General features: G+C 57.3%; 19 protein-coding genes. 14 read left to right on the top strand and 5 right to left on the bottom strand.

The features are described from left to right. Positions 1-4 precede the first annotated feature (4 nt). From MJA45_RS20435 to MJA45_RS20425, 3 genes are read right to left on the bottom strand one after another with little or no spacing between them, the layout of a single operon-like run. Positions 5-1,159 (bottom strand): YheC/YheD family endospore coat-associated protein, encoded by a 1,155-nt coding sequence (locus tag MJA45_RS20435; protein ID WP_315603744.1) that lies wholly within the window; start codon positions 1,157-1,159, stop codon positions 5-7. Next, positions 1,160-2,527: a YheC/YheD family endospore coat-associated protein gene (locus MJA45_RS20430; RefSeq protein WP_315603743.1), complete on the bottom strand. Its 1,368-nt coding sequence runs from the start codon at positions 2,525-2,527 to the stop codon at positions 1,160-1,162. 12 nt (positions 2,528-2,539) lie between these two features. Then, positions 2,540-3,679, bottom strand: coding sequence for a YheC/YheD family endospore coat-associated protein (locus MJA45_RS20425; RefSeq protein WP_315603742.1), 1,140 nt, complete (start codon positions 3,677-3,679; stop codon positions 2,540-2,542). Between the two features lie 287 nt (positions 3,680-3,966). On the opposite strand from MJA45_RS20425, the gene MJA45_RS20420 reads away from it, so the two are divergent. Together MJA45_RS20420 and MJA45_RS20415 are read left to right on the top strand one after the other, a co-directional pair. Continuing rightward, complete coding sequence (locus tag MJA45_RS20420; protein WP_315603741.1) at positions 3,967-4,302, top strand: YlbF/YmcA family competence regulator; 336 nt, start codon at positions 3,967-3,969, stop codon at positions 4,300-4,302. A 60-nt stretch (positions 4,303-4,362) separates the two neighbouring features. Further along, complete coding sequence (locus MJA45_RS20415) at positions 4,363-4,641, top strand: hypothetical protein (protein WP_315603740.1); 279 nt, start codon at positions 4,363-4,365, stop codon at positions 4,639-4,641. A gap of 140 nt (positions 4,642-4,781) precedes the next feature. Here MJA45_RS20415 and MJA45_RS20410 read toward each other — a convergent pair whose 3' ends face one another. Next, positions 4,782-5,390: an Hsp20/alpha crystallin family protein gene (locus MJA45_RS20410; protein WP_315603739.1), complete on the bottom strand. Its 609-nt coding sequence runs from the start codon at positions 5,388-5,390 to the stop codon at positions 4,782-4,784. 185 nt (positions 5,391-5,575) lie between these two features. Between MJA45_RS20410 and MJA45_RS20405 the strand changes: the two genes are divergently transcribed. The 7 genes from MJA45_RS20405 to MJA45_RS20375 all read left to right on the top strand — a co-directional run bounded on the left by MJA45_RS20405 (position 5,576) and on the right by MJA45_RS20375 (position 7,963). Further along, a complete protein-coding gene (locus MJA45_RS20405) occupies positions 5,576-5,854 on the top strand; it encodes a spore germination protein (protein WP_315603738.1) in 279 nt (92 codons plus the stop codon). Positions 5,855-5,930: 76 nt separating this feature from the next. Then, entirely contained in the window at positions 5,931-6,179 is a 249-nt protein-coding gene (locus MJA45_RS20400) for a hypothetical protein (protein ID WP_315603737.1), read from the top strand. 73 nt (positions 6,180-6,252) lie between these two features. After that, positions 6,253-6,465 carry a hypothetical protein gene (locus MJA45_RS20395; RefSeq protein WP_315603736.1) on the top strand — a complete coding sequence of 71 codons (213 nt, stop codon included), beginning with the start codon at positions 6,253-6,255 and terminating at the stop codon, positions 6,463-6,465. Then, positions 6,458-6,709 (top strand): hypothetical protein, encoded by a 252-nt coding sequence (locus MJA45_RS20390; RefSeq protein ID WP_315603735.1) that lies wholly within the window; start codon positions 6,458-6,460, stop codon positions 6,707-6,709. Before MJA45_RS20395 ends, MJA45_RS20390 begins: the two co-directional genes overlap by 8 nt. Positions 6,710-6,712: 3 nt before the next feature. After that, entirely contained in the window at positions 6,713-7,156 is a 444-nt protein-coding gene (locus tag MJA45_RS20385) for an Hsp20/alpha crystallin family protein (protein ID WP_315603734.1), read from the top strand. Positions 7,157-7,168: 12 nt separating this feature from the next. Then, positions 7,169-7,612 carry a hypothetical protein gene (locus MJA45_RS20380; RefSeq protein ID WP_315603733.1) on the top strand — a complete coding sequence of 148 codons (444 nt, stop codon included), beginning with the start codon at positions 7,169-7,171 and terminating at the stop codon, positions 7,610-7,612. A 24-nt stretch (positions 7,613-7,636) separates the two neighbouring features. Beyond that, positions 7,637-7,963: a hypothetical protein gene (locus MJA45_RS20375; protein ID WP_315603732.1), complete on the top strand. Its 327-nt coding sequence runs from the start codon at positions 7,637-7,639 to the stop codon at positions 7,961-7,963. 82 nt (positions 7,964-8,045) lie between these two features. Here the strand turns inward: MJA45_RS20375 and MJA45_RS20370 are convergent, their stop codons facing one another. After that, complete coding sequence (locus tag MJA45_RS20370; RefSeq protein WP_315603731.1) at positions 8,046-8,357, bottom strand: hypothetical protein; 312 nt, start codon at positions 8,355-8,357, stop codon at positions 8,046-8,048. A 149-nt stretch (positions 8,358-8,506) separates the two neighbouring features. Here MJA45_RS20370 and MJA45_RS20365 point away from each other — a divergent pair, with 149 nt between their 5' ends. The 5 genes from MJA45_RS20365 (at position 8,507) to MJA45_RS20345 (ending at position 12,835) form a co-directional block, all read left to right on the top strand. Continuing rightward, a complete protein-coding gene (locus MJA45_RS20365) occupies positions 8,507-8,998 on the top strand; it encodes a GNAT family N-acetyltransferase (RefSeq protein ID WP_315603730.1) in 492 nt (163 codons plus the stop codon). A gap of 119 nt (positions 8,999-9,117) precedes the next feature. Beyond that, complete coding sequence (locus MJA45_RS20360) at positions 9,118-9,210, top strand: YjcZ family sporulation protein (protein ID WP_315603729.1); 93 nt, start codon at positions 9,118-9,120, stop codon at positions 9,208-9,210. A 131-nt stretch (positions 9,211-9,341) separates the two neighbouring features. Continuing rightward, positions 9,342-10,124 (top strand): YheC/YheD family protein, encoded by a 783-nt coding sequence (locus MJA45_RS20355; RefSeq protein ID WP_315603728.1) that lies wholly within the window; start codon positions 9,342-9,344, stop codon positions 10,122-10,124. 195 nt (positions 10,125-10,319) lie between these two features. Further along, positions 10,320-11,477: a YheC/YheD family endospore coat-associated protein gene (locus tag MJA45_RS20350; RefSeq protein WP_315603727.1), complete on the top strand. Its 1,158-nt coding sequence runs from the start codon at positions 10,320-10,322 to the stop codon at positions 11,475-11,477. Next, positions 11,474-12,835: a YheC/YheD family endospore coat-associated protein gene (locus MJA45_RS20345; protein WP_315603726.1), complete on the top strand. Its 1,362-nt coding sequence runs from the start codon at positions 11,474-11,476 to the stop codon at positions 12,833-12,835. The genes MJA45_RS20350 and MJA45_RS20345 overlap by 4 nt, the downstream gene beginning before the upstream one ends. The last annotated feature ends 147 nt before the right edge of the window (positions 12,836-12,982 follow it).

Genomic DNA, 12,982 nt, shown 5'->3' with positions numbered 1-12,982 from the left:
GGGCTCACCTCCTCTTTCTTCCCGATATCGTGGCCGTGGACGTCACCCGCCCGTTGGATAAGTGAAGGCTGTACTGGATAATCCTTTCGAGCGACCGCCGGCGGATATCCGGCTCATCGAACTTCATGGGGCGGGAATTCGCTTCGAAGAACCACAGGCGGCCATCGGTGTCGATCCCAAGATCCATGGACATCTCGCCCAGCTTCTCTCCCGACGCCTTCTCAATCCGGGAGGCGAGCAGCAGGGCCGTTTCCTTCACCTTGTTGAGAAGATCTATACTGCGATCTCCCCCGAATGCGGACGTGAGCACCTTCTCCGGAGTATCGATGCGTCCTCCCCGGGGCACGTGAGTGGTGATGCTCTGTTTACCCGCTACCCGGGCTCCGACTCCGGAGAAGCTCCAGTCGCCGTTATGGTTTTTCTGCACGAGCACCCTCAAGTCAAAGGGCCTTTTGCCGGCACGGGCGAGCTTGATGCCCTGCTGGATGATATACTCCTCGCTGCCTATCCCCTGCTTGAGGGCGGCCCACAGCTTCGAAGGGCTGTCGTAGGTCGAAACCTGGCTGTTCTTATGATCCTGGATCGTGAGCCGGCACCAGTACTTGTCGCGCGGGGTCCCGAGCTGCACCTTCATGATCCCTTTTCCGGCTTTCCCCCTCACCGGCTTCAGATAAGCGGCGGTATGCTTCTGCAGAAAGTCTTCCAGTTCCTCCAGGCTGGCCAGCTTTTTGGTGGCCGGAATGTATCGGCGGGTGGCCTTGGATTTATGGAGCCATTCGAATAGAGACCATTTGTTGAAGAAGAAAGGATTGAACAAGGAGATCGAGGGGTTCTTTAAGCAAGCCTTGATCGTCTGCTGAACCTCCGGCTGCTGTTCATCCTTGCGCGTCGGGATCCGGTTATAGATGACCTGGGGAAGGGGAAGCAGCTGGCGGGTCCACGTTTTCTGCTCGATGTTGTAGACATAGCCGTGGACCCTTTTTTGCCCGAGCTTCAAGTCGCGGGGAGTCACCACAAAGACGAACGCCCCAAGCTCCCTGCCCTTGCGGATCAGATCGATGAAGTTGATGTGATTGCCGCGAAACGGCCGGACCGAGTCCGGCATGGTGAGAATGGCCATGGACGCTTTCGGCATGGTTTCGAGAACGAAGGCACTCAATCAGGACTCCCTCCTCGCCCGGAACCGGCTCAAAAACAGGCAGTGCTCCACCAGGTTGTTAAGCGATTCCTTTCCTTGGACCTTCAGGGCCGGGTGTTTAAATATCGAACGGCCGGGCTTGGCGTTGGCCTCGAACATCCAGATCGTTTCGTCCTGGTCTATGCCTAGATCGAAGCCCAGCTCCCCGAGCCGGTGGGGATAATTTCGTTCAATCGCCTCCGCCAGCTTGACGGCAACCTCCTTCGCCTTGACGAGAATATCCGCTCCTCGGCTTCCATACACGGTGGAGAGCACCTGCTCCGGAGTCATCAGCATGCCGCCGGTCCGCACATGGGTCGTCACGCTTCCCCGGCCCGCCTTTTTGGCCCCAACGGCGGCCACCACCCACTCGTCTTCCCCGTTCTTCGTCATATGGAAGCGGAAGTCGATCGGGCAGTTATCCAGCTCAATCAGCCGGATTCCTTGCTGAACGACGTAATTCGGAAGCCGGATGTTCTGCCGCCTCAGCATGTTCATCAGCCCCTCGAAGCGGGGGAACCGGATAAGCACGTTACTTCCGTCCTTCCGGTACCGGGCAAAGTACCCTTTCTCCGGATTGTAGGTAAGCCGGTAAATGCCGAAGCCGAGACTGCCCGCCGTCGGTTTCAAGTAAACGAATCGATGCTTCTCCATCATGCGGCGGATTTCTTCCGGAGAGGGTCCGCTGCTCGATTCCGGAACGTGGGAGAACGCCTGAAGATCGTCCTCCAGCAGGCGGTAAACGTCCATCTTGTCAAAGAAGCTCCAGTTGAAGATCGGAATCCGCCGGCTGACGAACCTTTCCTTGAACTCCCGGATCGACATCGTTTTCTCCGCTCCCCGGTGGCCCAGCCGGTTATACACGACATCGGGGAGGGGCACGGTCCGGCGGACCCACTTGCCGCCGGGCAGGGGGAAATACCCCGTCACGACCTCATCCCTCCAGTTCACTCCTGACGGGGAGAAGGCAAACGTATACGAACGATCATGTCCCGCTTCCAGAAATTCACGGATGAACTGCTTCTGCTGGCCCGGCTTGCCGTCCGGAATGTTGATTCCGGTAAGGAAGCCGATCAGGGGGCCGATCTGCAGCTCGCGGTTTCCGGTTGCCTTCACCTGGCACTTGCCGGGGCTGGGGAGACGAATGGAGGTCGCAACGGAAGCGGGGATGACCAACAGATTCCCTTTGCGGTTTAACGGCTTCAGCGCTACCGTGACATTCTTCGAGCCGAGCCTCAGGTTGACGGTTTTGGCCGTGCCGAGCTGCAACGCTTTGCTTAAAGACCGGGTCAAAGCAATCGACCTGTCGGTCTGTTGGGTGATAAGGATAGTGCACGATGCTAAACTCATCAAAATATCCTCCTAAACGTATTGCGGCTGCTTCAGGCAGAGCTTCTGCCGGTCGAGAAGAAACCGCGCGTAGGCGACGGGATTATGAATAGAACCGAGCCGGGCCCTGCGGTCGCCGGTCATATGGAACACGGCGCGTCCCGGCTTGGAATTGGCTTCCAGAATCCAAACCTTACCGCTGGTGTCGATTCCGAAGTCGAGGCCGAGCTCGGCTAATGGACCGTAATGGTCTTCAAGCACAGGCGGAATGCTCCCGGAGAGGCGGTGCAGCACGGAGAGAAGGGCACGGGCCGCATCCATTCCGAACTGCGCTTTAAGAAAGGGGAGCGCTTCGGAGGCGGAGCCTCCTCCATGCAGATTGGCCGTGAGGCTGCCTGCCTGCCCATGCCTCGCTGCCATCCCCGTCAAGCTCCACTCTCCCTTGCCGTTCTTCTGCATCAAGGAGCGGATATCGTACGCCAGACCGCCACGGGTACGAAGAGTCAAGTATTCCTGAAGCAAATAGCGGCGTTCTCCGATCATTTCTTCGATCCAGTCGAAGAGCCCGGAAGAACGGGAGAAGGTCCGGTCGACCGGATGGTTCGCCGCATCGCGGCCGGATACCCGGAAGCCTCCTTCGGGGCTCTTGGCGATAAGGAGAATTCCCTTACCCTGGGTGCCTCCATCCGGTTTGAGAATGACTCTGCCCCAGGAGGAAAGCACACGTATGAGACGGGAAGCTCCCTGATATCTCTCCGTACGGGGGAGGTGAGGAGCAAGGGAAGGGTCCTCCCGCAGCAAACGGTAAAGGCTCCATTTGCCTTCGAGGCGGCGGCCGAGAAGACGGACTCCGTTTTGCCGGATCAGCCTTTTGAGCTGCTCGCGGCTTGCCCGGTAGAGACCGGGATCGGAGTAGAACATCCGGTCGTAAAGCACGGAAGGAAAGGGATAGCTCCCGGATTCCCATCCGGCGGAGTCCGGGTTGTAACGGTAGCCGTGAACCCGGCCGGTGTCCGCGTCGATTCCTTCCGGAGAGAAAACCGTAACCGCCATCCCGAGACGGGCTCCCGCCTTGGACATGCGGCGGTAGGTTTCCCGTTCGCCGAACGGCGGATCTCCTGCTGTACGGCAGGCCAGAATCCCGAGCCCGCCTGCATTTGGTTGTTTGGCCATGGCGCACCTTCATGACTTCGCCTTTAGGGGCGGTACTTGGAAATGAAAATAGGACAGGGAGGGGGAATTTACTTCTATAGGGGAATGGTGTACGCTGGGTCTGTTCCTCCTGGAAGGTTCTTTCCCCGGCGAACGCCCGCCCGCTTTAACCAACTGCTTCATCATATGAGGACATATTTCCCTTGGTGATTGGGAAGCGCCCATTTCCGGGGGTGGGAAGGGCTGCCGGAACACGGACCGAATGACCAAATCGATGGCCCGGTAGAGGGCCCAAAGGAGAGGGTAACATGAACATTCACGACAAGGCTCATGAGCTCGCCAGGGCGGTTAAGGAAAGCCCCGAATACAAAGACATGCTTCGTCTCCGCTCGGAAATCGATGCCGAACCGGAAGCTAAACGGATGCTCTCCGAGTTCCGGGAGAAGAACATGGAGCTGCAGCAAAGGATGATGGCCGGCGACATGCCGGGTCAGGAAGACATGGAAAGAATGGAGAAGCTCTTCCAGGTCTTGAACCTGAATCCTTCGATTGGAAGGCTGTTTGAAGCCGAGCGGCGTCTGTCCGTTGTGATGGAGGATGTCCAGAAGATTATTACGGAGCCTTTCGAGGCGGTTTTCCGCTAAGCATACTCGCTTCTTCCGGAGCATACAATGAACGGTACAAGCTTTGGGAGGAGGAGCAAGATGAAGGCGTTTCAATCGATCGGGCTGCTGAGCCTGACGCTCGGCATGATCATTTACGCGGTGCCGCAGCTTGAGATCGGGCAGGGCTGGACCCTTCCCACCATCTTTGGGGTCGTCTGGCTTTCCATGGCGCTGCTCATGGCGGCGGCCCACCTGCATGCGATTCTGGGCGTGGATGAGGAAACGGCGGAGGAGCTGAACCGCATCCGCCGTATGAAGAGGCTGCAGCTGGAGAAGAGGCTTAGAGGAGACGGCAGGCTCCTGCCGTTCCGCAAGTAGGAAAACGGCAGGGCGCCTGCCGTTTTTTCTTTTGGGAAAGAACGTAAAGCATGTCGGGCGGCGGGTGAAGGAGGCTTGTCCAGAGGAACAAGAACCAACCGAGCTCATGCGCTCAGTCGGCAGACCCCGGATGGCGGCGGTTACCGGTAGCGGACAAAAATCTCCTGCTCGCGGCCATCCGGCCTCTTCGGCATCTTGACCTCCAGCACCCCGTTGCCGTAGCGGGCCTGGCTGCCCATGATTTTAACCGGTGCGGGCAAGGAGACGGTCTTTTGCTTGCCTCCCGGGAGCCCTTCCAGCCGAAGCTCATGCGTTCCGACGAAGATTCGCAAGCTGTCCGTCACGGTCTTCTCCGAAATCCGGAAACGGGCTGTGACGAATTTGTCGGTTTCGCGGATATAAGGAGAGACCGGTCTTACGGACCGGGCCGAGGAGGTACGGTAGGTTCGTTCCTCTTTCGGTTGGGCCGTCTCGGTCTGCTGCCCGGGCATGGCCTGCTTGAAGGCATCGCGGATCACCCCTTCGAGCCAGGAGAAATCCATCCCGCCCGGGGAAGCATGCCCGTGAAGGCTGGTTGTTTTGCCATCCGCTCCCGGCTTTGGAATCGTACGCGACAGGATATCCTGGATCAGCGGCTCCACCCAATGGGTCGTATCCCCGAAAGGACCTTTTCCATCGGCAAAAGGCAGCTTAACCCCGAACAGATTGTGAAGCGTTTTCCAAGGCTCGTTTCCTCCGCTGCTGCTCATGATAGAAGCCTCCCCTTTCTACGTAAAACAGGGTGAACCGGCTCCGGCGCCGGGTTCGTTCCTGTTAAAAGCTTATGCGGGCGTCCGCCCCGGCGTGCCCGGCTGCTCCCCTATGGCATAACCCCGACTACGCTCTCATACTATACTATTTATAAGCAGGCGCATTTAGAAACGGGGGATGAATCATGCTGCGCCACCTGGGCGTGCATATTGACCTCAACAACATCAATGTCAATTCGATCGACCGCTCCTCCGGGATCTTCATCGGCCCTAACACCCAATGGGGATGGAGCGCCCATTCCAAAAGCCTAGCCGGCTTCGGAACGATTAACGGAATGTTCAACCGCTGCTCCCACAACCTTAACGTGGTCTACGACAACGACCTTATCGATACGCCGATTGACGACCGGGATATTATGATCAGCCGGGTGATAAGAAGCGAAGGGGTGGAAATCACCTCCTGAGCCAACGGGGAATAGGCTGAAGCACAGGAGAAGGCGGCAGCCGGAAACGGAGGCGGGCCTCTGGAGGTGAAGGACGATGGCGGTAACCGTTAATCTCAACAGTGTGGTCGTCAATGCCATGCAGACCGATTCGGGAGTATTCATCGGGGAGAACACGCAATTCGGCTGGGACAGCCATAACAAAAGGCTGGTCGGCAATGTTTCGATATTCGGCCAATACAACGTGCTGCCGAGCAATCTGGTCATTCTGAACAACAATGTCGTGATCGATACGCCTATTAACGACCAGGACATCAAGTTCGGGTTTACCAACCAGCAGGTCTGAGCCTGCTGCCGGCTTGGCATATTGAAGCAATCCCTTCATATACATTAGAAACGGGAAACGGCAGGTGATCCTTATGGTACGCATTCAACTGAACGATTGGTCCGTGGAGAAGCTGTCGGGCTCGTCCGGTCTTCATGCCGGGACCAATCTTATTCTTGGGAGAAAAAGCTCCTCTTCTTCAACCGAGGGCTTTGGCGCCGTGACCGGGAACCATAATGAAACGGCCGGAGGCCTTCATACGGTGAAGCCTTCGCCGGCGTCCGGGAAGGAGAAGAAGGATGGCTGATCCCCGTACCTGTATCCGGTGCAAGCACCAAGGCGAGCCGACCGATAAATTCTGCGTCCGGTGCGCCGCCCCCTTGATCAACAACTGCACGCATAAAGGCGACATCTTTACCAAAAAGTGCGAGAGGGTTAACCGGGAAGACGCCGCCTTCTGCTCGGGGTGCGGGGCTCCGACGGTTTTTCATAAGGAAGGCTTTGTGCAAGGCTACTCCAATGTTCAAGTGACCAGTACGCGGAGGCCCTGACCGATGGAGGATTATTTGTCTCCCGCGCTATGGAAAAAATTAAGAGGACAGGCCGGCCAAATACTCGGAGAGGAATTCTGGGAGGACCTAAGCCATCTTCTTCCCCGCAAGGAGCCCCGCCTGGATCTTTATCTGCATGAAGGGGAACTGGTGGTGGCGGCGGAGCTCGCCGGGCTGAAATCGCCCGAGCATCTGAAGGTGGGGCTCGGAGGAAACTTCCTCCATCTGCACGGTGAAACGGAATATCCTTACCCGGTGCCCGAAGAGGACCTCCTCCTCGCCGAGCGCAGCCTGGGCCGGTTCAGCCGTAAAATCAAGCTGCCGGTTGCCGTCCTGCCTCAGGAAATCAAGGCTCGTTACGAGAATGGCCTGCTCGTGATCCGGCTTGCCATAGCCCCCGATCCGGGAGACGTGCCGGTGGAGGTCGATTTCGGACAACAGCCGTAAAGCAATGGGGTAATGAGCATGCTCAATCTGTTCAGAAGGAACAAGCCGCCGCCCGATAAGCTCCTGAAGGATATCGCCGCCCGGCTGGAAAGGCTGGAGAAGGGGCTGGAATCCGTTTCCGGGCGTACGGCGGAGTACCGGGTAACGATTGAAAATGTCAATGTCCATCATCCCGTGCTCGAGAATCTCACCTTTAAGCTGGACAGCCTCAACATCCAGGAGCTGAGCGGCGCCCTTAATCTCGGAAACAACTTCTCCCCGAAGGTAGGTTCCCTGGATCCTGCCCCGGAGAAAAAGAATACCCCGCCGGTTCGCCGGGAACCGGCGGAGCCGCCCTTATCGCCGCCGGTGAGGAGGAAGAATGCGCCGGGCGGGTCAGGGAATGCTGCGGGCAAGCCGGATACGAATGAAAGGGGACTGGAAGGGACACAGACGGGATTCCGCATGAAGCTATGAGGTCAAGCGAAGGGGGGAAGGACGATGGCGGCTTCCTTGCTGTCGCCGACGTTCGTTATCGGACAGCTGCGGATTGGTAGCGTGGAAGGAGCTTCCTGTGTGAACTTCGGCAACAACCTGCCCTCGGGCTTTGCGAGCCGCAAGATGCACAACCAGGGGTTTGGTTCGGTGGGAGGGGACGGCAATACGATCCGCGGAGCGCGCTCCACGGTCCGGGAGACGGAAGGGGAAAAGAGTCAGGCGGCCGAAGCCGAAGGGGAGGTGCCCGATTGGATCCGGGAGCTGATCACCGCCTCGTTCAAGGACTATGGGGGCGAAACGTCCGAGAAGGAGGGGCGTCCCAATGGCTAGGAGACCGAAACGTAACAGCGCAAGAAAGGCCCGGCAGAAGATGCCGGGCCTTTCTTTGATAAGCAGCTTAGTGGCGAAAGGATCAGTAGAAGCCTCCTCCATAAAATCCGCCGTAGCCTCCGCCAAATCCTCCGCCGTATGGGAATCCATAGCCTCCGCCGAAGGCAAAGGGGGAAGTTCCTATCGCAAGAAGATCGAACAAGACAAGGGGAATGATGGCTTTAACCGACACCTTTTTATCCTTACCCCTGCTTTTGCCGTTGGACAGAATCAGTTCACTGCCTTTGATGCGGACAAGTTTGCCTGACACCACGCTGCCGTCTTTCTTCAAGGCATAGATCTGCTTGCCGACAAGCTTTCGGACTTCCGCTTTCGTCACCGGTTGCTGCTTCATGGTATGCACCTCCGTTTCCAGTCTTACCCTATCCTATGAAGGGCCCGGGAAGCTTGTATGGTTATCGGTTTAGGTCAGGCAAAATGTGCTCATCGCACAGGCAAAACCCGTGCCTCCTTATAGGATAATAAGGAAGGGAGGAATGAAGTATGCTTCGCAAAAGAATTGCCGCCTCCGACGACGAAACGATTATCCGCCTGTCCCGGGAGCTGCTGCTCCCCTTTGCACGCGCGACCAACCCATCCATAACGGTCGACCGCCTGGAAATGAAGAAGCGGCTTGGCAGGGGCGTGACCTGGGTATCCGCTTCCCACGGCCGGCCGCCGGACGGGTTTATCGTCTTCCTGGTCCGGGACGGCCGCCTGTGGATTGACCTGCTGGCGGTTTCCCCGGGCAGGCAGGGCTCCGGCAGAGGCAGCGCTTTACTCGCCAAGGCGGAGGAACACGGACGGAAAAAGGGCTGCCGGGAAGTTCGCGTTTTTGTAGATGAAAGCAACACAAGGGCCGAATGGTTCTATTACCGGAAGGGCTACCGGCGGGTTTCCTATGTTCAAGGGGTCAAATGCCACATTCTCGCCAAACCCTTGAGCCAAGGGAAACAGGCTTGGTTCGGAGGGGGCCATCCGCCTTTTCCCGCTTGAGCTTCCCATTTTTAGGGAGAACGGATAGGTGTCCAATCATTACGGTCCTTAAGGCCATAGGATAAGATGTGGATAGGGGAATCCACTTCCGAAGCTGGAGAGGAAGGGAGGAGCAGACCATGGGTTACGGATATTCTGGTTTCACCTCGGTAGGTGTCATTCTGGTGCTTTTCATCCTGCTGGTCATTGTCAGCCGCGCCATTATCATCTAATGGTACGGGAAGACCGGTTGTCCTCGGACAGCCGGTTTTTTTATGGCCGCAGGAGGCATTATGAGCGGAGGAAGGTGTCAAACGCTGGGATTGCTTCATACATAGTAGTAAAACCCACAATGGAGGGAATCATGACTTACCAAAACGTCCTGCCCAACAACAAGCTGGGGAAAACCCGATTTCTTAATGGAAACAGCGAGCTGAAAAAGCATATTCCCGAAACGGCACCGGAAACGAAGGAGGATCTCTACGAATTTCTGCAGAGGTACAAAACGGTGTACGTCAAGCCGAATCATGGGACCGGCGGCCACGGTGTCATGCGGGTAAAGCGGACTTCCGATGAAGGGTATGAGTACCAGCTGGGCGAGAAGGTTTATGCTTTCCCAACCTATGAAGAAATGTACCATTCCCTTTACCGCATCACCTCCAAGAGGAGGCATCTCGTTCAGAAAGGGATTCGTCTGCTTAAATACCGGGGCAGGCCGTTCGATGTCCGGATCATGGTTCAGAAGAACCTTAAGGGAGAATGGGAAAATACCGGCATCATCGGAAGGGTAGCTCATCCTAACAAAATCGTAACGAATTACCACAGCGGCGGCACCCCGCTTGCCATGCACACGCTTCTGAAGCCGTACCTGACCGGCAAGCAGATCGACGAATACCTGGTTCATTTGAACCGGCTGGGCCGCGAAATCGCGGAATACTTGGTGAAAGGCTATCCTTTTGTTACGGCTGTGGGCGTCGATGTCGGCCTGGATTCCAAATTCAAGCCATGGATCATTGAAGTGAATACCCGCCCCGACCCCTATATCTTCAAAAAGCTCAAGGACAAGTCCGTCTTTCGCCGCATTATCCGCTACGTGAAGGCCCATCGGAAAGCGTCCCGCTTCTCGGAAGCCGCCGGGGGAAGCTAGCTTCCTGCGGTTCTCCTTCGGGCGGTGCGCAAGAGCAGGGCTCCGCGCTCGCCGCGGGGCTCTGCTCTTGTCGGGTGAGAGACAAACCGGCAGCCGGGCTCTCCTCACTCCCGGCGCGACCGGCGAATACACTGTATGATTAGCAGCCCGGCCAATCGATAACCGATCACCCGGGCTGTCAACGGAGGAACGTCTATGAGCAAACCGGTTATCGGAATCATGGTCTGGAGAAACGGCAGGACCTTAAGCGAACCGGCCTATTTCCGGGGACTGGTCCGGGAAGGCCAGAAGCTTGGGGCCGTCACCTATCTCTTTACCCTGACGGATATCGAAGACAGAAAGAAGAAGATTAACGGCCTTACCCTTTCTCCCGAAGGAGAATGGCAGGAACGGGAGTTTGGCTGGCCCGATGTGGTTATTGACCGTTACCGGAGGGGGGGTTCCCTGTATACCGGTATTCGCAATTCGAGTCTTTTCGTCTATGCCAACAATAAATTTACCAACAAGTGGACGGCCACTCAGCTCTTTTTAAGGGAGGACCGGCTCAAACGCTGGATGCCCGAGACGCTGGAATACAATCATTACAACCTGCGCCGTATGCTGAACCGGCATTCCCTTCTCTACATCAAGCCGGGGAACGGCACGGCGGGCAGCAGCATCGTCAAGCTTAAGGTTCTTTCGAACGGCTATGAGGTGCTGGGCCGCAGCCGCAATCTGACAAGGCGCAAAGCGGTCCTTCCCTCCTCATCCTCGCTGCGGAACTGGCTTGACCAGTGGACGGTGAAAGAAAGGATCCACAATGGCAATTTCATGGTCCAGCAAGGGTTGGATCTGGAATTGGTACCGGGCCGTGTGGTCGACACGCGTCTTCTGATTCAGAAGAACGAGAAGGGGGTCTGGGAAGTCACCGGCCTCGGGATGAGGGTCGGCGCCCCCCGCAGCTCCACCTCCAACCTTCACGGAGGCGGCAAGGCCCTGCCCTTTCATGTGCTCCTTCATAAACGCTTTGGGAAGACCCGGACCGAGAGCATCCGCCAGGAATGCGAGGAGCTGGCCCAGGAAGTGGTGAGGACCATCGAACGCCATTTCGGCTCCATGATGGAGTTCGGGCTCGATATCGGCATCGATGTCGACGGCAAAGTGTGGCTCATTGAGGTGAATCCTAAGCCGGGCCGAGAAATCTTCCGGGAGATGGGGGATAAGACCCTCTACCGCAAAGCCGTCCGCCGTCCGCTGGAGTACGCCGTTCACCTGGCTCAAGCTCTGGCCAAAACCTCGGCCGCCTTGGATGAGGAAGCCTTGGAGCCGAAATCGGCGGGCGAACCGGATGAAGATGCCGAGGTAGAATCATGACCAGAATGAAAGTAAGAATTGCGATCAGCAGAGACCGGGACGAAACCTTCGTTTACCTTCCCCGCACACTGATCAAGAAGCTGAAGCTGCCGGAGGGGCTGCCCATCCGGCTGAAAGCAGGGGCTTACGAGCAGTACGTTCGGGTAATGAGTGCCCCTCGCCTGACGGATATGCGTTTGTCCGAAGGACTGCTGGACCGGGCGGGCTTGGAAGCGGGATCCCAGCTCTGCATCCGTTACAAGGATCGCACCCTTGCCTTGGGGCCGCTCATTGGTGTTCTCCTGAGGGGCGTTCCGTCCAAGAATCCGGAGCGTCCCTTCGGCAACATCACGTCCTTTTGCCAGGAGCTGATCCAGGCGGGCGAGCAGTATGGGGCCCAAGTGTTCTTTTTTACCCCGTCCGGGGCCGCCGATACGGCATCCCTTCGCGGCTGGACCTTCTCGGGGCGGTGGAAGCAGAGGAGGTTTCCGCTTCCCGACGTCGTTTACAACCGGCTGACCTCCCGGATCATTGAGGGCAGCGAAGCCATCCAGACCTTTATGAGGGAGGCCAAGAGCCAAGGGGTCCATATCTTCAACGAGAGATACCTGAACAAGGCAGAGGTTTTTGAAGCACTGGGCAAGGAACGGGGGCTCTCTCCTTATTTGCCGGAATCCTACCTGTACCGAAATTCCGCCATGATGAAAGCGATGTTCAACCGCCATCCGGTGCTTTTCCTGAAGCCCATCATGAGCTCACTCGGCAAGGGGATTATCCGGATCCGCAAGCATGCGGGGGGAACGTTCACCTGCCACTTCGCCAGTCCGTCCGGTCCTCCCCGCGAAGCCGCTTATCCAAGCTTTGCCAAGCTGATCTCCGGTCTCTCCGGCAAGCTGAAGTCGAACAAATATCTCCTGCAGGAAGGGCTTGATCTCATCACCGTAAAAGGCTCTCCCGTGGACTTTCGGGCGCTCGTCCAGCGAAACGGGGAAGGCCAGTGGAGCATCACTTCCATTGTGGCCCGAATAGCGGGCAGCCAAAATTTCGTGTCCAATCTTGCCCGCGGCGGACGGCTTAGCCCGGTACCGGAAGCTCTGGCTCAATCGAACCTGAACGGAATGCTTCAGAAGAAGGTAAGAGCGGAGCTCAGCAAAGGAGCTCTGGAGATTGCCAAAGGCATCGAAACGCAGATTGACGCGCATTTCGCCGAGCTCGGCATTGACTTGGCGGCGGATACCCGCGGACGGGTTCTGCTCCTGGAGATCAATTCCAAGCCTTCCAAGGAAGACAACACTCCGCTTGCCCCCTCGGACGAACCCAAAATCCGTCCCTCGGTAAGGCGCGTCGTCCAATATGCCCGCTTCCTTGGCCAGTTTTGATGCAGACCCTCCCGAACGAAGGGAATTCCAAAACCCGCTTCACCGGTCCCCGGTGGCGGGATTCTTACATAGAGGGGCTAGGGCATGAGCACAAATTTAACATAAAGGTAAATAGGGCTTAACATTCCCCGCTTACAATGGGAGGAG

Source organism: Paenibacillus aurantius (genome assembly GCF_032268605.1).
Taxonomy (GTDB): Bacteria; Bacillota; Bacilli; order Paenibacillales; family NBRC-103111; genus Paenibacillus_AO; species Paenibacillus_AO aurantius.
This window is presented reverse-complemented; position numbering and strand designations above follow the sequence as displayed.

Bases quoted from the DNA above. Each gene is read 5' to 3' on its own strand.
- MJA45_RS20390 (WP_315603735.1), top strand. From the start codon at position 6,458: ATGGCTGATCCCCGTACCTGTATCCGGTGCAAGCACCAAGGCGAGCCG.
- MJA45_RS20350 (WP_315603727.1), top strand. From the start codon at position 10,320: ATGAGCAAACCGGTTATCGGAATCATGGTCTGGAGAAACGGCAGGACC.
- MJA45_RS20420 (WP_315603741.1), top strand. From the start codon at position 3,967: ATGAACATTCACGACAAGGCTCATGAGCTCGCCAGGGCGGTTAAGGAA.
- MJA45_RS20405 (WP_315603738.1), top strand. From the start codon at position 5,576: ATGCTGCGCCACCTGGGCGTGCATATTGACCTCAACAACATCAATGTC.
- MJA45_RS20395 (WP_315603736.1), top strand. From the start codon at position 6,253: ATGGTACGCATTCAACTGAACGATTGGTCCGTGGAGAAGCTGTCGGGC.
- MJA45_RS20400 (WP_315603737.1), top strand. From the start codon at position 5,931: ATGGCGGTAACCGTTAATCTCAACAGTGTGGTCGTCAATGCCATGCAG.
- MJA45_RS20355 (WP_315603728.1), top strand. From the start codon at position 9,342: ATGACTTACCAAAACGTCCTGCCCAACAACAAGCTGGGGAAAACCCGA.
- MJA45_RS20415 (WP_315603740.1), top strand. From the start codon at position 4,363: ATGAAGGCGTTTCAATCGATCGGGCTGCTGAGCCTGACGCTCGGCATG.
- MJA45_RS20360 (WP_315603729.1), top strand. From the start codon at position 9,118: ATGGGTTACGGATATTCTGGTTTCACCTCGGTAGGTGTCATTCTGGTG.
- MJA45_RS20345 (WP_315603726.1), top strand. From the start codon at position 11,474: ATGACCAGAATGAAAGTAAGAATTGCGATCAGCAGAGACCGGGACGAA.
- MJA45_RS20380 (WP_315603733.1), top strand. From the start codon at position 7,169: ATGAGCATGCTCAATCTGTTCAGAAGGAACAAGCCGCCGCCCGATAAG.
- MJA45_RS20430 (WP_315603743.1), bottom strand. From the start codon at position 2,527: ATGAGTTTAGCATCGTGCACTATCCTTATCACCCAACAGACCGACAGG.
- MJA45_RS20385 (WP_315603734.1), top strand. From the start codon at position 6,713: ATGGAGGATTATTTGTCTCCCGCGCTATGGAAAAAATTAAGAGGACAG.
- MJA45_RS20365 (WP_315603730.1), top strand. From the start codon at position 8,507: ATGCTTCGCAAAAGAATTGCCGCCTCCGACGACGAAACGATTATCCGC.
- MJA45_RS20410 (WP_315603739.1), bottom strand. From the start codon at position 5,390: ATGAGCAGCAGCGGAGGAAACGAGCCTTGGAAAACGCTTCACAATCTG.
- MJA45_RS20425 (WP_315603742.1), bottom strand. From the start codon at position 3,679: ATGGCCAAACAACCAAATGCAGGCGGGCTCGGGATTCTGGCCTGCCGT.
- MJA45_RS20375 (WP_315603732.1), top strand. From the start codon at position 7,637: ATGGCGGCTTCCTTGCTGTCGCCGACGTTCGTTATCGGACAGCTGCGG.
- MJA45_RS20370 (WP_315603731.1), bottom strand. From the start codon at position 8,357: ATGAAGCAGCAACCGGTGACGAAAGCGGAAGTCCGAAAGCTTGTCGGC.